The sequence below is a fragment of the Streptomyces sp. NPDC037271 genome (assembly GCF_055603605.1).
Genome location: NZ_JBVJVN010000001.1, coordinates 672,706 through 699,455, shown reverse-complemented (window position 1 = coordinate 699,455; position 26,750 = coordinate 672,706). Strand labels below are relative to the sequence as shown.

The window sequence follows — 26,750 nt, the reverse complement described above, 5'->3', positions numbered from 1 at the left end:
GCGGCTCACCTCAGCTTCGGGTCGAGGGCGTCGCGCACCGCGTCGCCGAGCATGATGAACGCGAGGACGGTGATGGCGAGGGCGCCGGAGGGCCACAGCAGGGCGTGCGGGGCGTTGCGTACGTAGGGGGCGGCGGCGGAGATGTCGATGCCCCAGGAGACGCTGGGCGGCTTGAGGCCGACGCCGAGGAAGGACAGGGTCGCCTCCAGGGAGATGTAGGTGCCGAGCGCGATGGTGGCGACGACGATGACGGGGGCGACGGCGTTGGGCGCGATGTGGCGCAGCAGGAGGCGGGAGTGGGAGGCGCCGAGGGCGCGGGCGGCCTGGACGTAGTCGTTCTGCTTGGCGGTGATGACGGAGCCGCGGGCGATGCGGGAGATCTGCGGCCAGCCGAGCAGCACGATGAAGCCGATGACCGGCCAGACGGTGTTGCTGGTGATGACGGAGAGCAGGACCAGGCCGCCGAGGACGACCGGGATCGCGAAGAAGACGTCGGTGATCCGGGACAGGACCGCGTCCCACGCGCCGCCGAAGAACCCGGCGAGTCCGCCGAGCACACTGCCGAGGACGGCGACGCCGAGCGTGGCGAGGACACCGACCGCCACCGACGTGCGGGCGCCGTAGACGGTGCGGGTGTAGACGTCGCAGCCCTGGCCGTTGAAGCCGAAGGGGTGGCCGGACTGGGAGCCCTCCTGCGCCTTGGCCAGGTCGCACTTGAGGGGGCTGCCGGAGGCGATCAGGGACGGCCAGACGGAGATGACGATCAGGAAGAGGATGACCAGGGCCGAGACGACGAAGACGGGGTTGCGGCGCAGGTCGTGCCAGGCGTCGGACCAGAGGCTGCGGGGCTTGTCCTGGGGTCCGGCGGTCCCGTCCGGCCCGGCGGGGGTCTTCTCGAGGGTCACCGCCTCGCTCGCGCCGAGGTCCATCGTCCCGCCCATGCCGGTGCCGGCGACGGCCCGCTCCGGCTCGTACGGCTGCTGCTGCTCAGGCATAGCGGATCCTCGGGTCGAGTACGGCGTACAGGAGGTCGACGAGGAGGTTCGCGACGAGGAAGACGAGGACCAGGACGGTGACGAAGCCGACGACGGTCTGCGTGTTCTGCCGGAGGATGCCCTGGTAGAGCTGGTAGCCGACACCGTGGATGTTGAAGATCCGCTCGGTGACGATGGCGCCGCCCATCAGGGCGCCGATGTCGGTGCCGATGAAGGTGACGACGGGGATCAGGGAGTTGCGCAGCAGGTGCCGGGTGACGACCCGGTGGCGGGGCAGGCCCTTGGCGATGGCGGTGCGGACGTAGTCGGAGCTCCGGTTCTCCGCGATGGAGGTGCGGGTCAGCCGGGTGACGTACGCCAGGGAGACCGAGGCGAGGACCAGGCCGGGGACGATCAGCTCGCCGACGCGGGCCTCGGTGGAGACGGCGGGGGCGATCCATCCCCACTTGACGCCGAGCAGGAGCTGGAGCAGCAGGCCGGTGACGAAGGTCGGGACGGAGATGACGACCAGGGTGAGCAGCAGGACCCCGGTGTCGACGGGGCGGCCGCGGCGCAGGCCGGTGACGACGCCGAGGACGATGCCGACGACGATCTCGAAGACGATGGCGATGACGGTGAGCCGGATGGTGACCGGGAACGCCGTGCCCATCAGCTCGGTGACCGGCTGCCCGTTGAAGGCGGTGCCGAAGTCGCCGGTGAAGACGTTGCCCATGTAGGTGACGTACTGCTGCCACACGGGCTGGTCGAGGCCGAACTCGTGCCGCAGCCGCGCGGCGGTCGCCGGGTCGCACTCCCGGTCGCCGCAGAGTCCCGCGACGGGGTCGCCCATCACGTTGACCATCAGGAAGATCAGCAGCGTGGCCCCGATGAAGACCGGGATCATCTGGAGCAGCCGCCGGACGACGTAGCGTCCCATGGCGCCCCCTCAGCCGACCTTGATCTCGTTGTAGACGGGGACGCTGAACGGGTTGAGCTCCACGTCGGACAGCCGCTCCGAATAGCCCGCGCTGCCGTTCTGGTACCAGAGCGGGATGGCCCCCATCTCGTCCCTCAGGACCTCCTCGGCCTGCTGGAAGAAGCCGATGGCCTTGGCGGTGTCGGTCTCGGCGTTCGCCTTGTCGACGAGGTCGTCGAACTCCTCGTTGGACCACTTGCCGTCGTTGGAGGAGGCGTTGGTGTAGTAGAGCGGCTGGAGGAAGTTCTGGATGAGGGGGTAGTCCATCTGCCAGCCGGCGCGGAAGGGGCCGCTCATCTTGCGGTCGGTGATCTGGTTGCGGAAGTCGGCGAAGGTGCCGACCGGGTTGCCCGCGCAGGCGCGGTCGTTGTCCAGGGCGTTGTTGATGGAGTTGCAGACCGCGTCGACCCACTGCCCGTGGGATCCGGTGTCGGCGTTGTACGTGATCCTGACCTGGCCGCCGGGCAGCCCGCCGCCTTCCCTGATCAGCTTCTTGGCCTCGTCGGGTCTGTACTCGCAGGCCTCGCCGCAGAGGCCTGCCTTGTAGCCGCCGTCCTCGCCGAGGACGGGTGAGGTCCAGTCGGTGGCCGGGGTGCGGGTCTGCTGGAAGATCGTGTCCGTGATCTGCTTGCGGTCGATCGCCATGGACAGGCCCTTGCGGACCTTCTCGGAGCCGGGCCTGCTCCAGTCGTTGTCGTAGAACGGGAACGCGAGTGTCTGGATGATGCCGGCCGGGGTGTTGATGTACCGGTCGCCGAGGTCCTTCTTCACGTTCTTGAGCTGGGCGGCGGGGACGTCGTCGACGAGGTCGAGGTTGCCAGCCATCAGGTCGGTGTAGGCGGTGTTGTTGTCGGTGTAGACCTTGAGGTCGACGCCGCCGTTCCGCGCCTTGTCCGGTCCCGGGTACTCCTCCCACTTGCGCAGGGACATCTGCGCGCCGCGGGTGTAGTTGTCCACCAGGTACGGGCCGTTGCCGACCGGCTTCTTCAGCCAGGCGTCGTGGTCGTCGAAGAAGGCCCGGGGCAGCGGCGCGAAGGCGGGGTAGCCGAGGGTGTCGGGGAACGTCGAGAACTTCTGGCTCAGCCTGACGGTGAAGGTGCGGGGCCCGGTCACCTTCAGCCCGGAGAGCGTGTCGGCGCTCTGCTCACCGCTGGCCGGGTGGGTCTTGTCGTAGCCGTCGATGTACGCGAAGAAGTAGGCGTTGCGCTGGTTGTTCCTGAGGCTCGCGCCGTAGTTCCAGGCGTCCACGAAGGACTGGGCGGTGACCTTCTCGCCGTTGGAGAAGGTCCAGCCGTCCTTGACGGTGATGGTGAAGTTCCGCGAGTCGGAGGTCTCGATCTTCTCGGCGAGCATGTTCCGCGCCTCGCCGGTCTCGGGGTCGTACTTCTTCAGCCCCCGGAAGATCATGTCGAGGACCTTGCCGCCCTGCACCTCGTTGGTGTTGGCCGGCTCCAGCGGGTTCTGCGGGTCGCCCCAGGAGGAACTGAGGACCGCGCTCGTGTCTCCGCCGCTGCCGCCCCCGCCTCCGCAGGCGGTCGCCGCGAGGGCTGCCGCCGCCGCGCATGCCGCCCACCTGGCGTGCCTGGCTCCGCGCATGGGGTGCCTCCTCGTGCCCTGCCGCGTCCGGCTCGTTCGCTGACTCGTCCACTGACTCGTCCACTGATCCATTACGGGTCAGCATCGGGGCAAAAGGCACACATCGCACACGCAGGCCTCCCTTTGGAGGAACCCAACATCCCGCCGTCCGCTCCTGACGGGGCGTCGGGGCGGAGGCTGCGACCCCCCGCTAAAGGATCTTGAACATCGGCGCAACGGATCTCCACGATCCGATGCCGAACCGTTCGAATCCGAACCCTGGGTGTACACATTTCGACGACCTGGAGTCCGCATAACGAACGCCTTGCCTGATTGGTCCGATTGGCCCGACCCAGGGCACAGATCGATCACAGCACGCTACACGCGTAACTACGGTTCACCCAAGGAAAGGCAAAGAAGGTAAAGAGAAAGCCAAGCCGCTCCGGTTTTTATTGACCTTGAACGAATTGCGTTGAAAAAGTCCGGCGTAGCCCGTAGGGGGACGCCCTGCGGAGTCATCAGACCCTCCCTTGGGCCAGGAGCACCATGACCCCCCCAACTCCAGCAGCGGCTGCCCCGCTCGAGGTGACCGACGACAGCGTCGCCAAGTCGCCCACGCCCACCACCCCTCAGGGCAGCGAGAGCCGCTCCCCGGGCCGCCTGGCCTGGAAGCGCTTCAAGCGCGACCGCGCGGGCGTCATATCCGCGTGCATCGTGATCTTCTTCTTCGTGATCGCGCTCGCCGCGCCGCTCATAGCCAAGCTGTACGGCAAGGACCCGTACACCACGTACGCCAGCCAGCGCCCCGAACTGCTCGACGCCTTCTCGTACCCGGCCGGCCCCAACGGCGGTATGAGCTCGGAGTTCTGGTTCGGCATCGAGCCGCAGCTCGGCCGGGACGTCTTCACCTTCCTGCTCTACGGCATCCGGACGTCGCTGGGCATCGCGGTGGCCACCACGCTGGTCACCGCCCTGCTCGGCATCGTGATCGGCACCACGGCGGGCTACCTCGGCGGCAAGACGGACTACCTCGTCGGCCGGGTGATCGACATCCTGCTGTCGTTCCCGTCCACGCTGTTCTTCATCGCCTTCATGCCGGTCATCTACGGCCTCTTCGTCGCCCCCGACGAGAACATCCCGACCTGGCTGCGAGCCGTCTCCCTGATCATCGTGCTGTCCGGCTTCGGCTGGGCCTCCCTCGCCCGGCTGCTGCGCGGTCAGGTGCTCGGCCTGCGCGAGCGGGAGTTCGTGGAGGCCGCGAAGGTCACGGGCGCCTCGCCGATGCGGATCGTCTTCAAGGAGCTGCTGCCCAACCTGTGGACGCCGATCATCATCCAGTCCACGCTGATGCTCCCGGCCTTCGTGACCGCCGAGGCGGGTCTGGCCTTCCTCGGTGTCGGCATGATCGACCCGACTCCGGACTGGGGCGTCATGATCCAGCGAGGCGCCCAGTTCTACACCGAGGACATCACCTTCATGCTCTTCCCGGGCCTCTCGATGGTGATCTTCGTCCTCGCCTTCAACCTGCTCGGCGACTCGGTGCGCGACGCGCTCGACCCGAAGTCCAAGCGCTGACCCGTCCCTCCCTCCGGTCCGTACACAGGAGTCCGGCCGGCCTTCTCCGTCCCGTATGACCACTCTTGGGGTGCATCATGGCTTTCTCCCGCAGAAACTTCCTCATAGCGACCGGTGTCGTCGCGGCCTCGTCGTCGGTCCTGACCGCCTGTGGCGGCGGTGACGACAAGGGCGGCTCGGCCAAGAACAACGGCCCCAAGGTCAGCGGCAGCAAGACCGTGGACATCCCGGTCGGTACGAAGGCCGACTCGACCGGCCCCGCCCCCGAGGTCAAGGGCGCGGTGAAGGGCGGGATCGCCTACTCGCTCGACCAGCAGGACATGGACCACCTGGACCCGGCGCAGATCTACTCCAGCACCGAGGCCGCCATCACCGTGCCGATCCTGCGCGGTCTGACCGGTTACAAGCTCGACGACAAGGGCGGCGCCATCCTGGTCGGCGACGCCGCCACCGACGCCGGCACCATGAAGGACGGCGGCAAGACCTGGTCCTTCACCCTGAAGGACGGCCTGAAGTGGGAGGACGGGTCGGAGGTCACCGCGGACGACGTCCGCCACACCTTCGAGCGCACCTTCGCGTCGTTCATCACCGAGGGCCCGATCTACGTCCAGGACTGGCTGCAGGGCGCCGACAAGTACGAGGGTCCGTACGAGGGCAAGCACCTCGACTCGATCGAGGTCGACGGCAAGACCATCACCTTCCGCCTCAAGGAGGCGCGCGGTGACTTCAACTTCACCGTCGCGATGCGTGGTTACGCCCTGGTGCCGAAGAAGCACGACACCAAGGAGAAGTACGACAAGCGTCCGTTCTCCTGCGGCCCGTACAAGATCGAGAGCCGCAGCATCGGCAAGTCGATGACGTACGTGCGCAACGAGCACTGGGACCCGAAGACGGACGCGATGCGCAACGCGTACCCGGACAAGTTCCAGTTCCAGTTCGGCTTCCAGCCGCTGGCCGCCACCGACCGCTTCATCGCGGACCAGGGCAACGACAAGCAGGCCATGGTGATCTTCAACGAGGTCGCCGCCGAGCGGGTCGCCCAGGTGCTGACCAACGCCGAGCTGAAGAAGCGCGTCCTCACCGCGGTCGACGTGGCCACCTACTACTGGCCCATCAACACCACCCGCATCACGGACGTCAAGGTCCGCCAGGCCATCAACCACGCCTGGCCCCTGCAGCAGCTGCAGACGATCCGCGGCGGCGCCTCGGTGACCGAGATGGCCACCACGATCCTCAGCCCGGTCACCCCCGGTTACGAGCAGTTCGACACCTACGGCAAGACCAAGAAGCCCGGCGGCGACCCGGAGAAGGCCAAGGCGCTGCTGAAGGAGGCCGGCAAGGTCGGCCAGAAGCTGGTCATCGCCTACCAGCAGGGGGACAACGCCGTAAAGCAGGCCGTCGCGATCAAGAACGCGCTGGAGGCGGCCGGCTTCCAGGTCGTCAACAAGCAGGTCGACAAGTCGACCTTCTACACCCAGATCGGCAAGATCGACAACGGCTACGACCTGTTCGCCGCCGGCTGGAGCCCGGACTGGCCGGGCGGCTACTCGATGTTCTACCCCTGCTGGCACGGCAAGAACATCGGCGACGGCCGCAACAACTACGCCCAGCTGAACGACGCCGGCCTCAACAAGGCGATCGACGCGGCCTCCGCGATCACGAACCCGGAGGAGGCCAAGAAGGCCTGGGGCGCCATCGACCGCCAGGTCATGGAGCTGGCCGGCGCCGTGCCCGACTACCACCCCGTCCGCAACTGGATGTACGGGTCCAAGATCGGCAACGTCGTCTACGACGCCGGCAACAACTGCGTCGCGCTCTGCAAGCTGTACGTCAAGAAGTAAGCGCGCACCATCCCCCGGGGGCGGCCACCACCCACACGGCCGCCCCCTCGGGCCGGTCCACCCCCCTCCACCCCCGGCGACGGCGCCCCGTCCGGAAAGTCACGCCCCATGCTCCGCTTCCTAGTCCGCCGAGTCTCCGGCGCGATGGTCATCCTGCTGATCATCAGCGCCATCACCTTCTGGCTCTTCTATGCCGTTCCGCGTGACCCCGCCATGATGTCCTGCGGCAAGAACTGCACACCGGAGAACCTGGCGCAGATCCGGGAGAACCTGGGCATCGACGAGTCGATCCTCATGCAGTACTGGCACTGGCTCGCCGGCATCTTCGCCGGCCGGGACTACGGCGGTTACGGCTACTGCGACGCGCCGTGCCTCGGCTACTCCTTCGCCAACCGCGAGCCCGTCTTCGGCACGATCATGGACCGACTGCCGCTGACCCTGTCGCTCGCCTTCGGCGCGGCCGTCGTCTTCGTGATCATCGGTGTCGGCGCCGGCATGCTCGCCGCGCTGAAGCAGGGCAAGTTCCTGGACAAGTTCGCCAGCTCCGTGTCACTGCTCGGCTCCTCGCTGCAGATCTACTTCGTCGGCTACATCGCCATGTTCTTCCTGGTCTCGGAGCTCGGAGTCCTCAGCCAGCCGTCGTACACGCCGCTGACCGACGACCCGGCCGCCTGGGTGTCCGGCCTGCTGCTGCCCTGGCTCGTGCTGTCGATCATCTTCACCGCCAACTACACCCGTATGACGCGCTCCCAGATGGTGGAGCAGCTCAACGAGGACTACGTACGCACCGCGCGGGCCAAGGGCCTGTCCAAGCGCAACGTCTTCTTCCGGTTCGCCTGGCGCGGTGCGATGGGACCGATCGTCACCCTCTTCGGCATCGACCTCGGTGTGCTGATCGGCGGCGCCATCATCACCGAGACGACCTTCAGCCTCCAGGGCATCGGCCGGCTCGCGATCCAGTCCGTGAACCAGAGCGACCTGCCCATGCTGCTCGGCGTCACCGTGCTGGCGGCCGGTGCGATCGTGGTCTTCAACATCGTCGTCGACGCGGTCTACGCCCTCATCGACCCGCGGATCCGGCTCGCCTGACCTCCGCCCGCCGTAGTCGCCCCTCCCACCGCCCCACCCGGCTACCCCCCGCATCACCTCCTGGAGCGTCCCCGTGACGAGCACCGAACAGCAGCCCTTCCTCTCCGTCAGGGACCTGAAGGTCCACTTCTCCACCGAGGACGGCACCGTCAAGGCCGTCGACGGGCTCTCCTTCGACCTCGCCAAGGGCAAGACGCTCGGCATCGTGGGCGAATCGGGCTCCGGCAAGTCGGTCACCAACCTGACGATCCTGGGCCTGCACGACCGGGACCGCACCGCGATCGAGGGCGAGATCGTCCTCGACGGCAAGGACCTGCTCACCGCCACCGAGCGGGAGCTGGAGCGGCTGCGCGGCAACAAGATGGCAATGATCTTCCAGGACGCGCTGGCCTCGCTGTCGCCGTACCACACCATCGGCAAGCAGATCAGCGAGACGTACCGCAAGCACACCGGCGCCTCCAAGAAGGAGGCCCGGGAGCGGGCGATCGAGATGCTGCGCCGGGTGGGCATCCCGCAGCCGGAGACCCGGGTGGACGACTACCCGCACCAGTTCTCCGGCGGTATGCGCCAGCGCGCGATGATCGCCATGGCGCTGGTCTGCGACCCCGAGCTGCTCATCGCGGACGAGCCGACCACCGCGCTCGACGTGACGGTCCAGGCGCAGATCATGGACTTGCTCAAGGACCTCCAGCAGGAGTTCGGCACGGCCATCGTCTTCATCACCCACGACCTCGGTGTCATCGCGGACATCGCGGACGACGTGCTGGTGATGTACGGCGGCCGGTGCGTGGAGCGCGGGACCAAGGAGGAGGTGCTGCGCGACCCGCAGCACCCGTACACGCTGGGCCTGATGAGTTCCATGCCCAGCCTGGACGGACCGGTCGACGTGCCGCTGGCGCCGATCCCGGGCTCGCCGCCCTCGCTGCTCAACCCGCCCTCCGGCTGCCGGTTCCACCCGCGGTGCGCCTTCGTCGAGAAGGTCGGCGGGGGGCTGTGCTCCTCGGAGCAGCCCCCGCTGGACGTGGTCGAGGGCCGGGGCTCCGCCTGCCACCTTCCCCAGGAGCAGCGCACCGAGCTGTTCGCCGACTTCGCCGGATCCCGGCTCAACTGACGTACAAGAGACAGGACTTCACCATCATGAGCAACGCGGAAACGCTCCTGGACGTCAGCGGCCTGACCAAGCACTTCCCGATCAAGGGCGGCTTCCCGATCGCGCGTACGGTCGGGGCCGTGCGGGCGGTGGACGGCCTGGACTTCCAGGTGCGCGAGGGCGAGAGCCTGGGCCTGGTCGGCGAGTCCGGGTGCGGCAAGTCGACGACCGGCCGGCTGATCACCCGCCTGCTGGAGCCGACCGGCGGCAGGATCACGTACCGGGGCCAGGACATCACGCACGCCAAGCGGAAGGCGCTCGCGCCGATCCGGTCCGAGATCCAGATGATCTTCCAGGACCCGTACGCGTCCCTGAACCCCCGCCAGACGGTCGGCAAGATCATCGCCGGTCCGATGGAGATCAACGACATCAACCCGGCGGGCGGCCGGGAGAAGCGCGTCCGGGAACTCCTGGAGATCGTGGGTCTCAACCCCGAGCACTTCAACCGCTTCCCGCACGAGTTCTCCGGCGGCCAGCGCCAGCGCATCGGTGTGGCACGGGCGCTGGCCCTGGAGCCGAAGCTGATCGTGGCCGACGAGCCGGTCTCCGCGCTCGACGTCTCCATCCAGGCCCAGGTCGTGAACCTGCTCCAGAAGGTCCAGAAGGAACTGGGCATCGCCTTCGTCTTCATCGCCCACGACCTGGCCGTGGTGCGGCACTTCTCACAGCGCGTCGCGGTCATGTACCTCGGTAAGATCATGGAGATCGCCGACCGCGACGACCTGTACGACAACCCGCGTCACCCCTACACGCGCGCCCTGTTGTCCGCCGTGCCCGAGGCCACGGTGGAGGACACGCCCCGCGAGCGCATCCGGCTCGTCGGCGACGTGCCCTCGCCCATCAACCCGCCCTCGGGCTGCCCCTTCCGTACCCGGTGCTGGAAGGCGACGGACAAGTGCGCGTCCGAGGCACCGCCGCTGGTGCAGGTGGAGGGCGACAAGGCCGGACACCTGACCGCGTGCCACTACCCCGAGACGGATGACGTACCCTCGCCCCGTCTCACCAAGAGCCCCCGGGCGGCCGCCTGACAACACCCCTTTTCTGTCGGCACCGCCCGCGGAACGGACCTCCTCGGCCCATTGACCCGAGCCCGGAACGTCCGCTCCAGGGAAACCGAGGGCCCGCGCCTCCCCAGGCACGGGCCCTCGGTCTGTTCGCCGCGGGGCCGGGTCAGTCCTCGTCCGGCTCCTCCAGCGCGGCCAGCGCCGGGTCCAGGACGATGTCCTCCCCGCGGGCGGCGATCGTCGGCTCCTCCGGGAAGTGGCAGGCCGTGAGGTGGCCGTCGCGGTTGCCGTCGATCCGGACCAGCGGCGGGGCCTCGCTCGCGCACTTGTCCTGCGCCTTCCAGCACCGGGTGCGGAAGCGGCAGCCCGACGGCGGGTTGATCGGGGACGGTACGTCGCCGGCCAGGCGGATGCGTTCGCGCCGGTCGCTGTCGCCGTCCGTCAGGTTCACCTCGGGCACGGCGGACAGCAGGGCGTGGGTGTAGGGGTGCCGGGGCCGGGTGTAGATGGAGTCCCGGTCGCCGACCTCGATCACCTTGCCGAGGTACATGACCGCGACGCGCTGCGAGAAGTGCCGTACGACGGCCAGGTCGTGGGCGATGAACAGGAACGCGATGCCCAGTTCCCTCTGCACCTTCTGGAGCAGGTTCACCACCTGGGCCTGGATGGAGACGTCGAGCGCGGAGACCGGCTCGTCGGCCACGATCAGCTTGGGTTCCAGGGCCAGCGCCCGTGCCACACCGATGCGCTGGCGCTGGCCGCCGGAGAACTCGTGCGGGAAGCGGTTGAAGTGCTCGGGGTTGAGACCCACGATCTCCAGCAGCTCGCGGACGCGCTTCTCCCGGCCGCCCGCCGGGTTGATGCCGTTGATCTCCATCGGACCGGAGATGATCTTGCCGACCGTCTGCCGGGGGTTCAGCGAGGAGTACGGGTCCTGGAAGATCATCTGGATCTCGGACCGGATCGGCGCCAGCCCCTTGCGCCCCGCGTGGGAGATGTCCCGGCCCCGGTACGTGATCTTCCCGGCGGTCGGCTCCAGCAGGCGGGTGATCAGCCGGCCGGTCGTCGACTTGCCGCACCCGGACTCCCCCACCAGGCCGAAGCTCTCGCCGGAGTGCACGGTCAGGTCGATGCCGTCGACCGCCTGGACCTGGCCGACGGTCCGCCGGACGGGGAAGCCGCCCTTGACCGGGAAGTACTTGGTCAGGCCCTCCGCCACCAGCAGCGGCTCCCCCGACCCGCCGGCCGCGGCCTCGCGCGGGGCGGGGAGGACGAGGTCTTCTTTCATGATTCCTCTTTCATGCGGCAGGTCCTCCTAGTGGGCGTCCCGGCCCGTCGGCCGGTCCTCCCCTACCCCAGCCGGGGCTTGATCTCGTCGACGAAGATGGTCTGCTTCTGCTCCGCCGTCAGATGGCACGCCGAGGAACGGTCCGCGCCCAGCAGGGGCCGTTCGGTGACGCAGCGGTTGCCGCCGACCCGGTCCTGGAAGGTGCAGCGGGGGTGGAAACGGCAGCCGGACGGCGGGGTGAGCAGCGACGGCGGAGTGCCGGGGATCGGCGCGAGCGCGGCGCTGAGATCGGAGTCCAGGCGCGGCATCGAGTTCAGCAGGCCCCAGGTGTACGGGTGCCGGGGCGCCCTGAGCACCTGGTCGGTGCTGCCCCGCTCCACCGCGCTGCCCGCGTACATCACCATGATGTCGTCGGCCACGTCGGCGATGACACCGAGGTCGTGGGTGATGAAGACGATCGCCGAGCCGAACTCCTGCTGGAGGTCCTTGAGCAGGTCGAGGATCTGCGCCTGCACCGTCACGTCCAGCGCGGTCGTCGGCTCGTCGGCGATGAGCAGGTCGGGGTCGCAGACCAGCGCCATGGCGATCATCGCGCGCTGGCGCATACCGCCGGAGAACTGGTGCGGGTAGTCCTTGGCGCGCTGGGCCGGGTTGGGGATGCCGACCTTGCCCAGCATCTCCACCGCCCGGTTCCAGGCCTCCTGCTTGGAGGAGCCGGTGTGCTTGCGGTACGGCTCGGCGATCTGCCGGCCCACCGTGTAGTACGGGGACATCGCCGTCAGCGGGTCCTGGAAGATCATGGCGATCCGGTTGCCGCGCAGCTGTTCCAGTTCCCGCTCGGTGGCGGTGACGAGTTCCTTGCCGTCGAAGACGATCTCGCCGTCGACCGTGGTCGTCCGCGGGTTGTGCAGGCCCAGGATCGTCAGGTTGGTCACGGACTTGCCGGACCCGGACTCGCCCACGATGCCCAGGGTCCGGCCCCGCTCGACGTCGAAGGAGAGACCGTCGACCGCCTTGACGACACCGTCCTCCGTGGCGAACCGCACGCTCAGGTCGCGGACCGACAGGAAGCCCTCGGGCCCCGTGGGCGGTGGCGCGCCCTCGGTCTTGGTCAGTGTGGTCACTCGATGCCCTCTTCCTAGGAAAGCCGGACGCGCGGGTCGATCCAGGCGTACGCGATGTCGACGAGGATGTTCAGCATCAGGATCATGAAGGCGCCGACCAGCATGACGCCCATGGTCAGCGGCAGGTCCTTGTTGACCGCGCCGTCCACGGCGAGCCGGCCGATGCCCTGCAGGGAGAAGGTCAGCTCGGTGACGACGGCGCCGCCGAGCAGGCTGCTGAGGTCGATGCCGAGGATGGTGACGATGGGGATGAGCGAGCCGCGCCAGGCGTAGCGGAAGAAGACGTACTTCTGCGACATGCCCTTGGCCCGGGCGGTGCGCACATGGTCCTCCGCCAGCTGCTCGACCAGCGAGGAGCGCGACATACGGGTGTACTGGGCGGTGAAGATGGTGGCCATCACGACCATCGGAATGGACAGGCCGACGAGCCAGCCGACCGGATCCTCGGTGATGGGGACGTACTTGGGGTCCTCCATCACGCCCGTGCCGTAGACGAGGATCGCCAGGGCGATCGGGCCGAGGAAGTAGATCTGGAAGGAGCTGAGGACCATGGAGGCGCCGGTGGCCACCTTGTCGATGTGCGAGCCGCGCCGGAAGGCGGCGAGCATGCCCGTGCCCAGGCCGACGATCAGGAAGACGATCGCGGCGCCGACGGTCAGCGACAGGGTGAGCGGGAAGCGGTCCATGATGGTGTCCCAGACGAGATCACCCGAGTAGAAGGACTGCCCGAGGCACGGTGCGGAGCAGTGCCCGGTGGGGAAGTCGCGCCCCATGACGATGCCGGTCATGAACTCCCAGAACTGCTGGGCGACGGGCTGGTTGAGGCCGAGTACCTCACGGATCTCCTCGAGCCGCGCGGCCGAGCAGTCCTTGCCGCAGGCGAGGGAGGCGTAGTCGGACGGGCCGGCGACGAAGAGGAAGAACGTCGCGGCACCGATCAGGAACAGGGTGACGGCGGCACCGACCGTGCGCCGGATGATGAACTGAAGCATGGCGGGTGGGCTGCTCTCTGCGGAGGCGGTCGGGAAGATTCACGGAACCCTGGGGGTGCGCTCCGCCTGGTGCGCACCCCCGCAGTCAGCCGTAGAGAGTTACGACTTGAGGAACAGGCCGTTGATGTCGATGTAGCTGGCCTCGGTGCTGTAGCGCGCGCCGCCGATGTTCGAGCCGAAGAGCTGGAGCTGCTTCGTGTACCACAGCGGAGCGGCCGGGTTGATCTTCTCGAGGATGTAGCGGTGCGCTTCCTTCCAGGTCGCCGCGGCCTCGGTCGGCTCCTGGGAGAGCGCCTTCTTGATCAGCTTCTGGACCTCGGGGTCGTTGATGTGCGAGTAGTTCGGCGAACCGTCGGCGATCTGCTCACCGTCGTAGACCGGCGTGACGACCGTGCCGGGGGACGGCCAGTCCTGGCCCCAGCCCGTGATGTACATGTCGTACGGGTTCTTGAGCTTGCCGATCTGCTCGTAGAAGCTGGCCGAGTCGATCTCCTTGGAGACGACCTCGATGCCGATCTTGGTCAGCGCGTCCTCGACGGCCACCTTGTGCTTCTGGCCCGCCTCGTTGTTGCGGTAGGCGAAGACGAGCTTCTTCTCGGCGGCCGGGATGTCCTTGAGGAGTTCCTTGGCCTTCTCGATGTTGCCGGACGGCGTCTTCAGCCGGCCGTACGGGTCGTAGTCGGCCTCGTAGCCCGGCAGGGTCGGGGCGAACAGGTTGGGCGCGACGTCGCCGCCGTACGCGCCGCCCTCGCCGGCGATGAGCGACTTGGAGTTGATCCCGTAGGTGATGGCGTCGCGGACCGTCTTGTTCTTCACCCGGTCGAGGTTGAACGTCAGGGTCATGACGTAGGGCTGGTAACCCTTGACGGTGCGCTTGTTGACGGCCGGGTCGCTGACGACGTCCTGGATCTGCGTGGCCTCCACGGCCCGGGTGAGCTGGATGGCGTTCTTGGCCTCACCCTGGTCGGCGATCAGACGCTTGGTCTGGGTCGACTCGGTCACACCGAAGTCGAAGTTGAAGCCGTCCACGTACTGGTGGCGCACGGCGTCGGTCTTCGGGTCCCAGTTCTCGTTCTTGACGAGCTTGAGGGACTTGCCGACCTTGTACTCGGAGATCTTGTACGGGCCCGTGGAGACGGGGGCCTTGTCGTACTTCTCCTTGGTGTCGGTCTCCTCCGGCACCACCGAGTATCCCGGCATGGCCAGGGTCTGCGGCAGGTCGGGGCGCGCGGTGTCGAAGTGGAAGACGACCGTCTTGTCGTCCGGCGTCTCCAGCACGGAGTCCGGCAGGTGCTTGTCGCCGTAGCCGCCGTCGGGCAGGGCGTCGCGGTACTTGGCGCCGCTCAGCCAGGTCTGGAGGTAGGTCGGGCCGTCGAAGATGAACTTCGCGTACTGGCGCTCGACGGTGTGCCGTATGTCGGCGGACGTGATCGGGTTGCCGTTCTGGTCCTTGATGCCGTCCTTGAGCGTGAACGTCCAGGTCTTGCCGCCGTCCGAGGACGTGCCGGAGTCGGTGGCGAGGTCGCCGACGACGGAGACGTTGCCCTTGCCGTCCTCCTGGAAGTTGGTCAGACCGCGGAAGATCAGGTTGCTGACCTGGCCGGCGTCGGAGACGTAGATCTGGCCCGGGTCGAGGTGGGACAGGCCCGCCTCCTCGTAGACGTTGATGATGCCGCCGGGCCTGGCACCGGGGACCTCCTTGGCCGGGCCGGTCGAGCCCGCGGCGTCGGCGTAGGTGACCGCCTTGGACTGGACCTCGGCCTCCTTTTGGTCCTTCTTGGAGTCCTTGCCGGAGCTGCCGCCGCCCCCCTTGTTCTCCGAGCATCCGGTGAGGACCAGCGAGCCCGCCGCGAGCGCGACCATGACGGCGCGCGCAGTGCGAGAGTTGAACGACTTCATGAGGTGATGCACCTGCCTGTCGGGTTGTTGTCCACTGAGCACTGCTGTGCACTGCCTGACGCGGCCGGTGGGCCGGCGCGGGGGCGGCAGTCCCCCCACCGATGGACCCCCTCCTACCGTCCTGACTTGGGGTCGAGGGCGTCCCGCACGGAGTCTCCGAGGAGGTTGAAACACAGGACGAAGACGACCAGCGCGACGCCCGGGAAGAACATGAACGCCGGGTCCTGTTCGGCGACCTTGGCGCCGGTGGCGAACATCCGCCCCCAGTCGGGGGTCGGTTCGACGAAGCCGACACCGGCGAAGGAGAGGAACGCGATGCCGAGGATCGTGCTGGGGAGCAGGTACGTGAACTGGATCAGGATCGGCGAGACCACGTTCGGCAGGATCTCCTTGCGGATGATCCGCCAGGGCGAGGCGCCGGCGACCCTGGCGGCCTCGACGAACTCCCGCTCCCGCAGGGACAGCACGGTGGACCGCACCAGCCGGGCCATGCCCATCCAGCCGAGCAGCCACAGCACGATCAGGATGGCCAGCGCCCGGAAGTAGGTGGGCGTCTCGTCCCGCGGGTCCACGAAGAACGAGGTCACCACCGGCATGAAGGCGATGAAGAAGAGCTGCTGCGGGAAGGAGAGGAAGAAGTCGGTGAACCGGCCGAGGAAGTAGTCGGTCCGGCCGCCGAAGTAGCCGCCGACCAGGCCGATGAGGACACCGGTCAGCATCAGCAGCGTGGTGACGCCCAGCGCCATGTACAGCGAGGTGCGCATGCCGTACAGCAGCATGGTGAAGACGTCGCGGCCGAACTGCGGTTCCACGCCGAACCAGTGGTCCCCGGAGACGCCGCCGAAGTAGCCGAGCGGCAGCCCGAACTCGTCGAGGACGGGAGTGTCGGTCGCGTACTCGGGATCCTGCCCGTACAGGGTGTACGGGTTCTTCCCGTACAGCTTGGCGATCACCGGCGCCAGCGCGGCGATCAGGAAGTAGCAGACCACGATCCAGGCGCAGACGACTCCGGTCCGGTCGCGCTTGAAGCGCAGCCACATCAACTGCCCGGGGGAACGGCCCTCGAGACCGCTGGTCCCGCTCTTCCGGGCCGGCTCCGGTGCGCCGTCGACGACGGCCGGTGTTCCGCCGCCCTCAATGTCGATTGGACTTGTCACAGTTCGCCCATTTCACAGGTGTGGGTGTGCCGAACCGGCGACCGGCGCAGGGTGTGCGCGATCGCGGAACGGATCATGGAGAAGCGTCGGGAAAGCCCGGGGAACGCGGGAAACCCGCAGCCGGACGCGCGTAGCCGGATGCCCGGACGTCAGCGGCCCGGTCCGCTCCTCAGAGTCGATCGCCGTCCGACGGGGCGAAGTTGGGGGCGACGGACCGTGTGACCCACCTGGTGTGCGTGACACCGCGCATGGGGCTCCTCCTCATGACTCCACGTGTTCACCGACAGGAGGGGGCGCATATCTGCCTTCCGACACCCCTGACGGAAGGTCAGACACCCCCGTGGTGCTCGTGAGTCGGGCGCTGTCCCCACAGCGCGAGACCCATTGACCCGAGCGCTACGCGGCTAACTATCTGCCATGACCAGAAGGACCGACCACCGTCTTTAAATCTCAATTCAGTCACAGCTGAAAGGAAGATCTTCCAAAATCTGGACAAACTGTTCGGGACGAGAAGGCCGCGAAACGGACGTGTTACATGGCTATCGGGCGTCGATCTCCGTGTTTCGGACACCGGAGGGCCCTCGGAGGGCTCCCGGGGGCCCGCGGAAGGCTTCGGGCGGCTGTCCGGGTCCCGGAAAACCAGTTGAAAAAAGCCCGGGTGCCCCCATGATCGGGGGCACCCGGGCTCCGTTGTGCGCCGGACCGCGCGCAGGCGGCCGGTGGATCAGCCGTGCTTGGCGCGGCTCGCGGCGCGGGCGCGCTCGCGGGCGTCCAGGTTCACCTTGCGGATGCGAACGGCCTCCGGGGTCACCTCGACGCACTCGTCGTCGCGGCAGAACTCCAGCGACTGCTCCAGCGAGAGCTTGCGCGGCGGGACGATCGCCTCGAACGAGTCGGCCGACGACGACCGCATGTTGGTGAGCTTCTTCTCCTTGGTGATGTTCACGTCCATGTCGTCGGCGCGGGAGTTCTCACCGACGATCATGCCCTCGTACACCTCGGTGCCGGGCTCCGTGAAGAGCACGCCGCGCTCCTGGAGGTTCGTCATCGCGAACGCGGTGACGGCACCGGAGCGGTCGGCGACCAGCGAGCCGTTGTTACGGGTCGTGAGGGTGCCGAACCAGGGCTCGTGGCCCTCGTGGATGGAGTGGGCGATGCCGGTGCCGCGGGTCTGGGTCAGGAACTCCGTGCGGAAGCCGATCAGACCGCGGGACGGAACCACGAACTCCATGCGGACCCAGCCCGAGCCGTGGTTGGACATGTTGTCCATCCGGCCCTTGCGCACGCCCATGAGCTGCGTGACCGCGCCCATGTGCTCCTCGGGCACGTCGATCGTCATGCGCTCGACGGGCTCGTACGTCTTGCCCTCGACCTGCTTGGTGACGACCTGCGGCTTGCCGATGGTCAGCTCGAAGCCCTCGCGGCGCATCTGCTCGACCAGGATGGCCAGCGCCAGCTCACCGCGGCCCTGCACCTCCCAGGCGTCCGGACGCTCGGTGTCCAGGACGCGGAGCGAGACGTTGCCGATCAGCTCGCGGTCCAGGCGGTCCTTGACCTGGCGGGCGGTGACCTTGCGGTCCTTGACGACCGCCTTGTTGTCCGCGCCCTTGCCGGTGGCGCCGCGGCCGACCAGCGGAGAGGTGTTGGTGCCGATGGTCATGGAGATCGCGGGCTCGTCCACCGTGATCAGCGGCAGCGGTACCGGGTTCTCCTGGTCGGCCAGGGTCTCGCCGATCATGATGTCCGGGATACCGGCGACGGCGCAGATGTCACCGGGGCCGGCCTTCTCCGCGGGCTTGCGGGTGAGCGCCTCGGTCATCATCAGCTCGGAGATCCGCACGTTCTGCACGGACCCGTCGCGCTTCATCCAGGCGACCGTCTGCCCCTTCTTCAGCTCGCCCTGGTGGACGCGGAGCAGGGCGATACGGCCGAGGAAGTTGTCGGCGTCCAGGTTGGTCACGTGCGCCTGGAGCGGGGCGTCCTCGTCGTAGGTCGGGGCCGGGATGTAGTCCAGGATCGTCGAGAAGAACGGCTCCAGGCTGGTGGAGTCGGACGGGACCGTGCCGTCGTCGGGCTTGGTGAGGGAGGCGACGCCGTCCCGGCCGCACGCGTAGACGATCGGGAACTCGATCTGCTCCTCGTCGGCGTCCAGGTCGAGGAAGAGGTCGTACGTCTCGTTGACGACCTCGTCGATCCGGGCGTCCGGACGGTCCGTCTTGTTGATGCAGAGGATGATCGGCAGCCGCTGGCTGAGCGCCTTGCGCAGCACGAAGCGGGTCTGCGGCAGCGGGCCCTCGGAGGCGTCCACGAGCAGGACGACGCCGTCGACCATCGACAGACCGCGCTCGACCTCGCCACCGAAGTCGGCGTGGCCGGGGGTGTCGATGATGTTGATCGTGATCGGGTCCCCGCCGGCCTTCGGGTGGTACTTCACCGCGGTGTTCTTGGCGAGGATCGTGATGCCCTTCTCACGCTCCAGGTCGTTCGAGTCCATCATGCGGTCGTCGACGCCTTCGAGCTGGTGGGCGGCGAAGGCACCGGCCTGCTTCAGCATTCCGTCGACGATGGTGGTCTTGCCGTGGTCGACGTGGGCGACGATGGCGACGTTGCGGATGTCGTGACGCGTTGTAGACGCAGCCATATGAGGCGTACTCCCGGAGGGTGTGAGGTCGGCCCTCGCGTACGTCCTTGTCACGCGGGCCCGCCGGGCGGTACATGCCACGGCCTCACCCAATGGTACGGGGCCCCGGGGGCTGGGGCTTGCCAGGTGCTGTGCGCGCGGACCGGGGACACCGGGGCAGGACGGGTCCGGGCGGAGGTCAGGAGGGTGCGGGACGGCCGGTCAGGACGGTCCAGGTCAGCGCTCAGGACGGCCGGGACACCGGCCACGACGGCCCCGGACAGCCGCCCAGAACCACCGGGACACCGGCCACGACAGCCCCGGACAGCCGCCCAGAACCACCGGGACACCGGCCACGACAGCCCCGGACAGCCGCCCAGAACCACCGGGACACCGCTCAGGACGGCCCCGGACACCGCTCAGGACGGCGCCGGGACACCGGTCAGGGCGAGGGCGCCGTCGACGGGCGCGAGCCCCGGGCGCCCTTCTCCAGGAAGCCCATGTCCTCGTGCACCGGGGTCTCGAAACCGAAGGCGCCCGCGTTGGCGAGGTTCTTCCGGGCCGCCATGAGCTGGGGGCGCTGGTAGAGGGGGACGGAGCCGGCCGCCGCCCAGATCCGCGAGTCCGCCTTGCGCAGCAGGCCCCGGGCCTCCTTCCGGTCCAGCGTGGCCACGGCCTGGTCGAAGAGCTGGTCGACCTGGTCGGTGCCGACCCGGGTGTAGTTCTGCGCGACGTTCAGGGAGCCGTCGGCGGCCGGGACGGGCTTGGCGTAGATGGGGCGGGCGTCGGTGGCGGGGAAGGCGGTGGCGGGCCAGGAGTAGAGCGCGAGGTCGTACTCGCCGGAGGCGATGTGGTCCTTGAAGTAGCTCTTGTCCGGGACCTTGGTGATGTCGGTGCCGATACCGATCTCCTCCAGCATGTCCGAGATGCGGTCGGCCACGGTGCGCAGGGCCTCGGAGCCGGGGCCCGAGGGGAGCACGAAGTTCAGGGTGAGCGCCTTGCCGTCCTTCGCCAGCGGGGCCACCGCCGGGCCGGCCGGGGCGGCGGTGCCCTTGGGGGCGTAGGCGCCGGAGGCACCGCTCCGGGCGGTGTTCTTGCCGCTGCTGTGCTTCTCGCCGCGCTCCCGGCCCGTGCCGCCGTCCTTCTCGTCCTCCTCGTCGTCCGCGTTCTTGCCGTCCCCGCCGCCCTCCGCGCCGTTCTCCTTGTTGTCCTTGTCGTTGTCCTTGTCGTTCTCGTTGTCCTTGTCGTTCTCGTTGTCCTTGTCGTTCTCGTTGTCCTCGCCGACGATGTACGTCCCCTCGTCGCCGCCCTCGGACTGCTGCTCGTCCTCGCCGCCCTCGCCGTCCTCGGACTTCTGGGCCCCGGCCGCCTCCTCGCCGTCCTCGGGCTTCCTCACCGGCCCGCCGGGCACCCACCCGGCGTCCGCGAGGAGGGCCCGCGCCTCCTTGACGTCCTGGTCGCCGAGCGCGCCGCTGCCGTCCGCGTAGACGGCCTGACCGGGCAGCGCCAGGTGGCTGCCCACGGGCTCGGCGGGCAGGCCCAGGGGCTTCAGCACCGCCTCCGCCAGCTTCTCGCGGTCCAGGGCGCGGGCCACGGCACGGCGGACGCGTTCGTCGGCGAGGGGCCCGTCGGAGCCGTTCAGGGCGAGCTGGGTGTAGGCGGGCTCCAGCGACTTGCGGACCTCGTAGCCGCTGAGGGCCTTCCGCCGGCGTTCGAACTTCGCCAGGGCCTCGCGCCGCTTCTCCCGGGCGAGGATCTCCTCCTCGGCGGCCTCCTCGTCGGAGCCGTGGGCGACCGCCCAGGACCGCAGCGCCTGAGCGGCGGACCCGGCCCGCGGGGCCCGGAACGGCGAGCCGCCCGACCCGGCGGCCGAAGTGCCCTCCGGCCCCATGAGCGGGGTGCCGGTGCCGGCGTCGCGGGGCGCGGCGGCCAGGGCGACCTGCTCGGCCGTGTCCGGGTCGATCTCGGCCAGGTCGAGCTTGCCGGCGACCAGCTCGGCGATCCGCTTGTCACGCGGCACGGCGCGCAGGACGATCCGGTTCAGTTTGGGCGGGTCGCCCCACCAGCGCGGATTGCGGGTGAGGACGATCTCGTCGTCCTGCGTGTCGACCTCGGCCGGGACGAAGGGGCCGGCGGTGATCTCCAGCTTGCGCCGCGCACCGTCGTTGAAGGCGTCGGGGGTGCCCGTGACGCTCTTCGGGTACAGCGGCGTGAACAGGGACTGCCAGTCGGCGTAGGGCCGGCTGAAGGTGACCTGGACCTCCAGGTCCCCGGCACCGCGCTCGATCTTCTCGATGCGGTCGTAGCCGGCGTTGCGGGCGGTCCAGTAGGCGCTGTCCTTGCCCGACAGGGCGCGCCACTGGGCGGCGAAGTCGGCGGCGCCGATCTCCCGGCCGTCGCTCCAGACGGCCTGCTGGTTGAGCTTGTAGACGACGACCTGCTTGGGCTCGGTCTCGACGACCTCCGCCGACTCCAGGTAGTCCGGGTCGCGCACCGGGCGGCCGGTCCCGTCCATCCGGTACATCGAGGGCAGCACGGCCTGCGCGACGCGGGCCGTGGTGGCGTCGGCGTCGGACTGGAAGGTGTTCAGCGTGTCCGGTACGGAGTCCACGGCCCAGCGCAGGGTGCCGCCGTCGGAGATCCGGGCGCGGGCCGCGGAGGCGATGTCCTGCTCGGCGAGCGGCTTGCCCGACGGGTCCTCGGAGCTGCAGCCGGCCAGCGCGGGGACCGCGAGCACGCCCGCGGTGAGGAAGGCGACCGAGCGCATGACCGCGCGCGGTCCGACGCCGACGTGGGACATCTCTGCTACCTCCGGAAGGCCGCGGGCGTGATGGTCACTTTGGGCGGCTTATGCCTTATATGCGGTATTGGAGTTGATCATTTGTATCCGGACGGGGATGCGGCCCACTGAAGGGGAAACGGTTCGGCGACGCCGGGAGACACGGCGGCGACGGTCCGCAAGCCCACCCGTGCGGCCCAACGACCCTCGTGATGCGCCGACACGCCCCGGCCAATCGCCGCACATCCCTTCCCAGCGGCAGGTGTGACGCGCGACACTCTCAGGCGCATGAACGTCGCCACCCAAGGCCGGTCGCGTCCCGTGTCCGGCGGAAGTGAGGTCACGTCATGTCCGTGCACGACGACCTGGCATCGATCCAACGCAGTCTCGACGACCTGTCCCGGTCGGTGGCCCGGCTGGAGCAGCGACTGGGCGGCGGCGGCCTGGACGTCCGTCGGATCCGCACCGACGCCGACCATCTGCGCGAGAGCGTCGCGCTGCTGCGGGCGGCGGCGACCATACCCGACGCGCCCGCGCGTCCGGACCTCGTCACGATCCCCGACACGCCGTACGACGGCTCCCTGTGGACGGACTCGGACGACGAGGGACTCGGCGCCCGCGACCGCCGCGCCCCCTGAGGCCTCGGAACAGGCCCTCCACCCCGACCCGACCGACCGGAGTCGCCCAGTGGCCACTGGTACGGAACGACCAGCCACCGAACCCCACCCCCGAGGCGCCGGTGTCCACACCCCGACGCGCGCCGCCATCCGCGCCCCGCACCTGCGCACCGACCGCTGGTGGCTGGCGCCGGCCGCCACCGCCGCCGGCCTGCTGGCCTTCGTCGTCTACTCGACCTGGCGGGCCTTCGCCAACACGGACTACTACGCGGCGCCCTACGTCTCGCCCTTCTACTCCCCCTGTCTGGCGGAGAACTGCGAGCCGATGCGCGGCGGGCCGAACTGGGAGCTGTTCGGCAGCTGGTGGGGCATCTCCCCCGCGATCATCATCCTGATCTTCCCACTCGGCTTCCGCCTGACCTGCTACTACTACCGCAAGGCCTACTACCGGGCCTTCTGGGCGTCCCCGCCGGCCTGCGCGGTGGCCGAGCCGCACAAGAAGTACACCGGCGAGACCCGCTTCCCGCTCATCCTGCAGAACCTCCACCGGTACTTCTTCTACGCCGCGCTCCTGGTCGCGCTCATCCTCACCTACGACACCGTGCTCGCCTTCCGCGACGAGGACTACGGCTGGGGCCACATGGGGCTGGGCACCCTGGTCTTCCTCGCCAACATCGCGCTGATCTGGGCGTACACCCTCTCCTGCCACTCCTGTCGGCACATCGTCGGCGGCAAGCTCAAGCACTTCTCCCGGCACCCCGTGCGCTACCGGGCGTGGCAGCTGGTCGGCAGGCTCAACGCCCGGCACATGCAGCTCGCCTGGGCGTCGCTGGTGAGCGTGGCGCTCGCCGACTTCTACGTCTATCTCGTCGCTTCCGGTGCCTTCGACGATCCGAGGTTCTTCTGATGTCCGTGGTCGACCGGCAGGAATGGGACGTCGTCGTGGTGGGCGCGGGCGGCGCCGGGCTGCGCGCCGCGATCGAGGCCCGCGAGCGGGGCGCCCGTACGGCCGTGATCTGCAAGTCGCTGTTCGGCAAGGCGCACACCGTGATGGCCGAGGGCGGCATCGCGGCCGCCATGGGCAACGCCAACTCCGGCGACAACTGGCAGGTCCACTTCCGCGACACCATGCGCGGCGGGAAGTTCCTCAACCAGTGGCGGATGGCCGAACTGCACGCCCAGGAGGCCCCGCAGCGGGTGTGGGAGCTGGAAACGTGGGGCGCGCTGTTCGACCGTACGCAGGACGGCCGGATCTCCCAGCGCAACTTCGGCGGCCACGAGTACCCGCGCCTCGCGCACGTCGGCGACCGCACGGGCCTGGAGCTGATCCGCACCCTCCAGCAGAAGATCGTCTCGCTCCAGCAGGAGGACTTCGCGGAGACCGGCGACTACGAGTCCCGCCTCAGGGTCTTCCAGGAGTGCACGGTCACCCGGGTGCTCAAGGAGGGCGAGCGCAGCGAGGCGGGGGTCCCCCCGGCCGAAGGCCGGGGGAAGGTCTCCGGTGTCTTCGGCTACGAGCGGGAGACCGGCCGGTTCTTCGTCCTGGAGGCGCCCTCGGTGGTGATCGCCACCGGCGGCATCGGCAAGTCCTTCAAGGTGACGTCGAACTCGTGGGAGTACACCGGGGACGGCCACGCCCTGGCGCTGCTGGCCGGGGCGCCGCTGCTGAACATGGAGTTCGTGCAGTTCCACCCGACGGGCATGGTCTGGCCCCCGTCGGTGAAGGGCATCCTCGTCACCGAGTCGGTGCGCGGCGACGGCGGGGTGCTCAGGAACTCGGACGGCAAGCGGTTCATGTTCGACTACGTGCCCGACGTCTTCAAGGACAAGTACGCGGTGACGGAGGAGGAGGCCGACCGCTGGTACGACGACCCGGACCACAACCGGCGGCCGCCCGAACTCCTCCCCCGGGACGAGGTCGCGCGCGCGATCAACGCCGAGGTGAAGGAGGGCCGGGGCTCCCCGCACGGCGGTGTCTTCCTCGACGTCTCGACCCGGATGCCCGCCGAGGCGATCAAGCGCCGGCTGCCGTCCATGTACCACCAGTTCAAGGAGCTGGCCGACGTCGACATCACGGCCGAGCCGATGGAGGTCGGGCCCACCTGCCACTACGTGATGGGCGGCATCGCCGTCGACTCCGACACGGCCGCCGCGCGGCGGGTACCGGGGCTGTTCGCGGCCGGTGAGGTGGCCGGGGGCATGCACGGCTCCAACCGGCTCGGCGGCAACTCGCTGTCCGACCTGCTGGTGTTCGGCCGGCGGGCGGGCTGGCACGCCGCCGAGTACGCGGCGGAGCGGGGGTCCGGAGCGCGGCCCCGGGTGGACGACGCGCAGGTCGACGCCGCCGCCGCGGAGGCGCTGCGGCCGTTCTCCGCCGAGGCGGAGGACGGGCAGCCCGCCGACGGCCCGCCGGAGAACCCGTACACCCTCCACCAGGAGCTCCAGCAGACGATGAACGACCTGGTCGGCATCATCCGCCGCGAACCGGAGATGAAACAGGCCCTGGAGAAGCTCGCGGAGCTGCGGCTACGGGCCCGCCGGGCCGGCGTGGAGGGGCACCGGCAGTTCAACCCGGGCTGGCACCTCGCCCTGGACCTGCGCAACATGCTGCTGGTCAGCGAGTGCGTGGCGCGGTCGGCTCTGGAGCGCACCGAATCGCGCGGCGGACACACCCGCGAGGACCACGCGGCGATGGACCGCGCCTGGCGCGGCGTCAACCTGCTGTGCGCCCTGACCGATCCCACGGGGAGCCTCGCGGCCACCGACCCGGCGCGCGGCCGGATCGCGCTCACCCGCGAGCGGACCGAGCCCGTCCGTCCCGACCTGCTCGCCCTCTTCGAGAAGGACGAGCTGGCCAAGTACCTCGCGGAAGAGGAGCTTTCCGAATGAGCGGCTACGAGGCCTGCTTCAGGGTGTGGCGGGGCGACGTGGAGGGCGGTGGGCTGGAGGACTTCCGTGTCGAGGTGAACGACGGCGAGGTGGTCCTCGACATCATCCACCGCCTCCAGGCCACCCAGGCGCCCGATCTCGCCGTGCGCTGGAACTGCAAGGCGGGCAAGTGCGGTTCGTGCTCGGCGGAGATCAACGGGCGTCCGCGGCTGCTGTGCATGACCCGGATGTCCGTCTTCACCCGCGAGGAGACGATCACCGTCACGCCCCTGCGGGCCTTCCCGGTCATCCGCGACCTGGTGACGGACGTCGGCTTCAACTACACCAAGGCGCGCGAGATCCCGGCCTTCGTCCCGCCCTCCGACCTCGGCCCCGGCGAGTACCGGATGACGCAGGAGGACGTGGACCGCTCGCAGGAGTTCCGCAAGTGCATCGAGTGCTTCCTGTGCCAGGACACCTGCCATGTCGTCCGTGACCACGAGGAGAACAAGCAGGCCTTCGCGGGCCCGCGGTTCCTGATGCGCGTCGCCGAACTGGACATGCACCCGCTGGACGCGGCCGGCGACACCGGCCTGGACCGCGGTCGCACGGCCCAGGACGAGCACGGCCTCGGCTACTGCAACATCACCAAGTGCTGCACCGAGGTCTGCCCCGAAGGCATCAGGATCACCGACAACGCGCTGATCCCGTTGAAGGAACGGGCCGTGGACCGCAAGTACGACCCGCTGGTGTGGCTGGGGTCGAAGATCAGGCGCCGGTCGTCCTAGCGGACCCAGCCCTCCCGGTACTCCTTCCGGTTCGTCTCCGTCGCCCCGAAGTCGATGTACGGGGCGACACCGAAGAGCTCCCGGTCGGCGTCCGTCCGGGAGAGGCCGAGGCGGACGCCGCGGACGGCGGCGGTGACGGCGACGGCGACGGCGACGGCGACGGCGACGGACGGTCCTGCCCGCCCTGCGACCGCCTCTTCCGGCGGCCGGGACCTCCACGAAGACGTGGCCGGTCCGGTACAGGTGCAGGATGTTCCGGGCCTCGTTCCAGTCGGCGTTTCCCGTCCATCCGCCGTCCCGGTGGGGTGTCCCCGCCGTCGGCGGCCGGCGGGCCGGTGGTCGTCGTGTCCGTGGATGTCGGGTCCGTGTCCGGGTCCGTGTGCGGCTCCGTGTGGTCCACGGCGTTCCCCTCCCTGTCGACCGTCCCCGGTCGC

The 26,750-nt window shown here is 69.0% G+C and carries 19 protein-coding genes; 9 read left to right on the top strand and 10 right to left on the bottom strand.

Translation table 11 applies throughout. The features are described from left to right. Nucleotides 1-5: 5 nt before the first annotated feature. Genes ACZ7G3_RS03230 through ACZ7G3_RS03220 form a run of 3 tightly spaced genes read right to left on the bottom strand, consistent with a single transcriptional unit; the run spans nt 6 to nt 3,546 of the window. On the bottom strand, nt 6-995 hold the full coding sequence (locus tag ACZ7G3_RS03230; protein WP_470923009.1) for an ABC transporter permease: 990 nt from the start codon (nt 993-995) through the stop codon (nt 6-8). Further along, nucleotides 988-1,911, bottom strand: coding sequence for an ABC transporter permease (locus ACZ7G3_RS03225; RefSeq protein ID WP_470923008.1), 924 nt, complete (start codon nt 1,909-1,911; stop codon nt 988-990). Before ACZ7G3_RS03225 ends, ACZ7G3_RS03230 begins: the two co-directional genes overlap by 8 nt. 9 nt (nt 1,912-1,920) lie before the next feature. Continuing rightward, entirely contained in the window at nt 1,921-3,546 is a 1,626-nt protein-coding gene (locus ACZ7G3_RS03220; RefSeq protein WP_470923007.1) for a peptide ABC transporter substrate-binding protein, read from the bottom strand. A 525-nt stretch (nt 3,547-4,071) separates the two neighbouring features. Between ACZ7G3_RS03220 and ACZ7G3_RS03215 the strand changes: the two genes are divergently transcribed. From ACZ7G3_RS03215 to ACZ7G3_RS03195, 5 genes are all read left to right on the top strand, one after another. Next, on the top strand, nt 4,072-5,100 hold the full coding sequence (locus ACZ7G3_RS03215) for an ABC transporter permease (RefSeq protein ID WP_426523757.1): 1,029 nt from the start codon (nt 4,072-4,074) through the stop codon (nt 5,098-5,100). Nucleotides 5,101-5,177: 77 nt separating this feature from the next. After that, complete coding sequence (locus ACZ7G3_RS03210) at nt 5,178-6,941, top strand: ABC transporter substrate-binding protein (protein WP_470923006.1); 1,764 nt, start codon at nt 5,178-5,180, stop codon at nt 6,939-6,941. Between the two features lie 108 nt (nt 6,942-7,049). Further along, a complete protein-coding gene (locus tag ACZ7G3_RS03205; protein WP_470923005.1) occupies nt 7,050-8,030 on the top strand; it encodes an ABC transporter permease in 981 nt (326 codons plus the stop codon). 73 nt (nt 8,031-8,103) lie between these two features. Further along, nucleotides 8,104-9,141, top strand: coding sequence for an ABC transporter ATP-binding protein (locus ACZ7G3_RS03200; RefSeq protein WP_470923004.1), 1,038 nt, complete (start codon nt 8,104-8,106; stop codon nt 9,139-9,141). Between the two features lie 26 nt (nt 9,142-9,167). Then, nucleotides 9,168-10,208: an ABC transporter ATP-binding protein gene (locus ACZ7G3_RS03195; RefSeq protein ID WP_470923003.1), complete on the top strand. Its 1,041-nt coding sequence runs from the start codon at nt 9,168-9,170 to the stop codon at nt 10,206-10,208. A gap of 142 nt (nt 10,209-10,350) precedes the next feature. Here ACZ7G3_RS03195 and ACZ7G3_RS03190 read toward each other — a convergent pair whose 3' ends face one another. The 7 genes from ACZ7G3_RS03190 to ACZ7G3_RS03160 form a co-directional block, all read right to left on the bottom strand. Continuing rightward, nucleotides 10,351-11,472: an ABC transporter ATP-binding protein gene (locus ACZ7G3_RS03190; protein WP_470923002.1), complete on the bottom strand. Its 1,122-nt coding sequence runs from the start codon at nt 11,470-11,472 to the stop codon at nt 10,351-10,353. 62 nt (nt 11,473-11,534) lie between these two features. Continuing rightward, nucleotides 11,535-12,596 (bottom strand): ABC transporter ATP-binding protein, encoded by a 1,062-nt coding sequence (locus ACZ7G3_RS03185; RefSeq protein WP_426523751.1) that lies wholly within the window; start codon nt 12,594-12,596, stop codon nt 11,535-11,537. A gap of 14 nt (nt 12,597-12,610) precedes the next feature. Then, nucleotides 12,611-13,588, bottom strand: coding sequence for an ABC transporter permease (locus ACZ7G3_RS03180; RefSeq protein WP_470923001.1), 978 nt, complete (start codon nt 13,586-13,588; stop codon nt 12,611-12,613). A 99-nt stretch (nt 13,589-13,687) separates the two neighbouring features. Then, nucleotides 13,688-15,487 (bottom strand): ABC transporter substrate-binding protein, encoded by a 1,800-nt coding sequence (locus tag ACZ7G3_RS03175; RefSeq protein ID WP_470923000.1) that lies wholly within the window; start codon nt 15,485-15,487, stop codon nt 13,688-13,690. A gap of 113 nt (nt 15,488-15,600) precedes the next feature. Continuing rightward, nucleotides 15,601-16,644: an ABC transporter permease gene (locus tag ACZ7G3_RS03170; RefSeq protein WP_426523748.1), complete on the bottom strand. Its 1,044-nt coding sequence runs from the start codon at nt 16,642-16,644 to the stop codon at nt 15,601-15,603. A 724-nt stretch (nt 16,645-17,368) separates the two neighbouring features. After that, the gene (typA, locus tag ACZ7G3_RS03165) at nt 17,369-19,285 is read right to left on the bottom strand and encodes a translational GTPase TypA (protein WP_426523747.1); all 1,917 of its coding nucleotides are present in this window, start codon (nt 19,283-19,285) and stop codon (nt 17,369-17,371) included. A gap of 421 nt (nt 19,286-19,706) precedes the next feature. Continuing rightward, the gene (locus ACZ7G3_RS03160; protein ID WP_470922999.1) at nt 19,707-22,064 is read right to left on the bottom strand and encodes an ABC transporter family substrate-binding protein; all 2,358 of its coding nucleotides are present in this window, start codon (nt 22,062-22,064) and stop codon (nt 19,707-19,709) included. A gap of 326 nt (nt 22,065-22,390) precedes the next feature. On the opposite strand from ACZ7G3_RS03160, the gene ACZ7G3_RS03155 reads away from it, so the two are divergent. The 4 genes from ACZ7G3_RS03155 to ACZ7G3_RS03140 are packed head-to-tail and all read left to right on the top strand — an operon-like array spanning nt 22,391 to nt 26,316. Beyond that, nucleotides 22,391-22,681 (top strand): hypothetical protein, encoded by a 291-nt coding sequence (locus ACZ7G3_RS03155; protein ID WP_470922998.1) that lies wholly within the window; start codon nt 22,391-22,393, stop codon nt 22,679-22,681. A 49-nt stretch (nt 22,682-22,730) separates the two neighbouring features. After that, nucleotides 22,731-23,567, top strand: a complete 837-nt coding sequence (locus ACZ7G3_RS03150) for a hypothetical protein (protein ID WP_470922997.1) — start codon at nt 22,731-22,733, stop codon at nt 23,565-23,567. Beyond that, the gene (locus tag ACZ7G3_RS03145) at nt 23,567-25,549 is read left to right on the top strand and encodes a fumarate reductase/succinate dehydrogenase flavoprotein subunit (RefSeq protein WP_470922996.1); all 1,983 of its coding nucleotides are present in this window, start codon (nt 23,567-23,569) and stop codon (nt 25,547-25,549) included. The genes ACZ7G3_RS03150 and ACZ7G3_RS03145 overlap by 1 nt, the downstream gene beginning before the upstream one ends. After that, nucleotides 25,546-26,316, top strand: a complete 771-nt coding sequence (locus ACZ7G3_RS03140) for a succinate dehydrogenase/fumarate reductase iron-sulfur subunit (RefSeq protein WP_470922995.1) — start codon at nt 25,546-25,548, stop codon at nt 26,314-26,316. Before ACZ7G3_RS03145 ends, ACZ7G3_RS03140 begins: the two co-directional genes overlap by 4 nt. Nucleotides 26,317-26,750 lie beyond the last annotated feature (434 nt).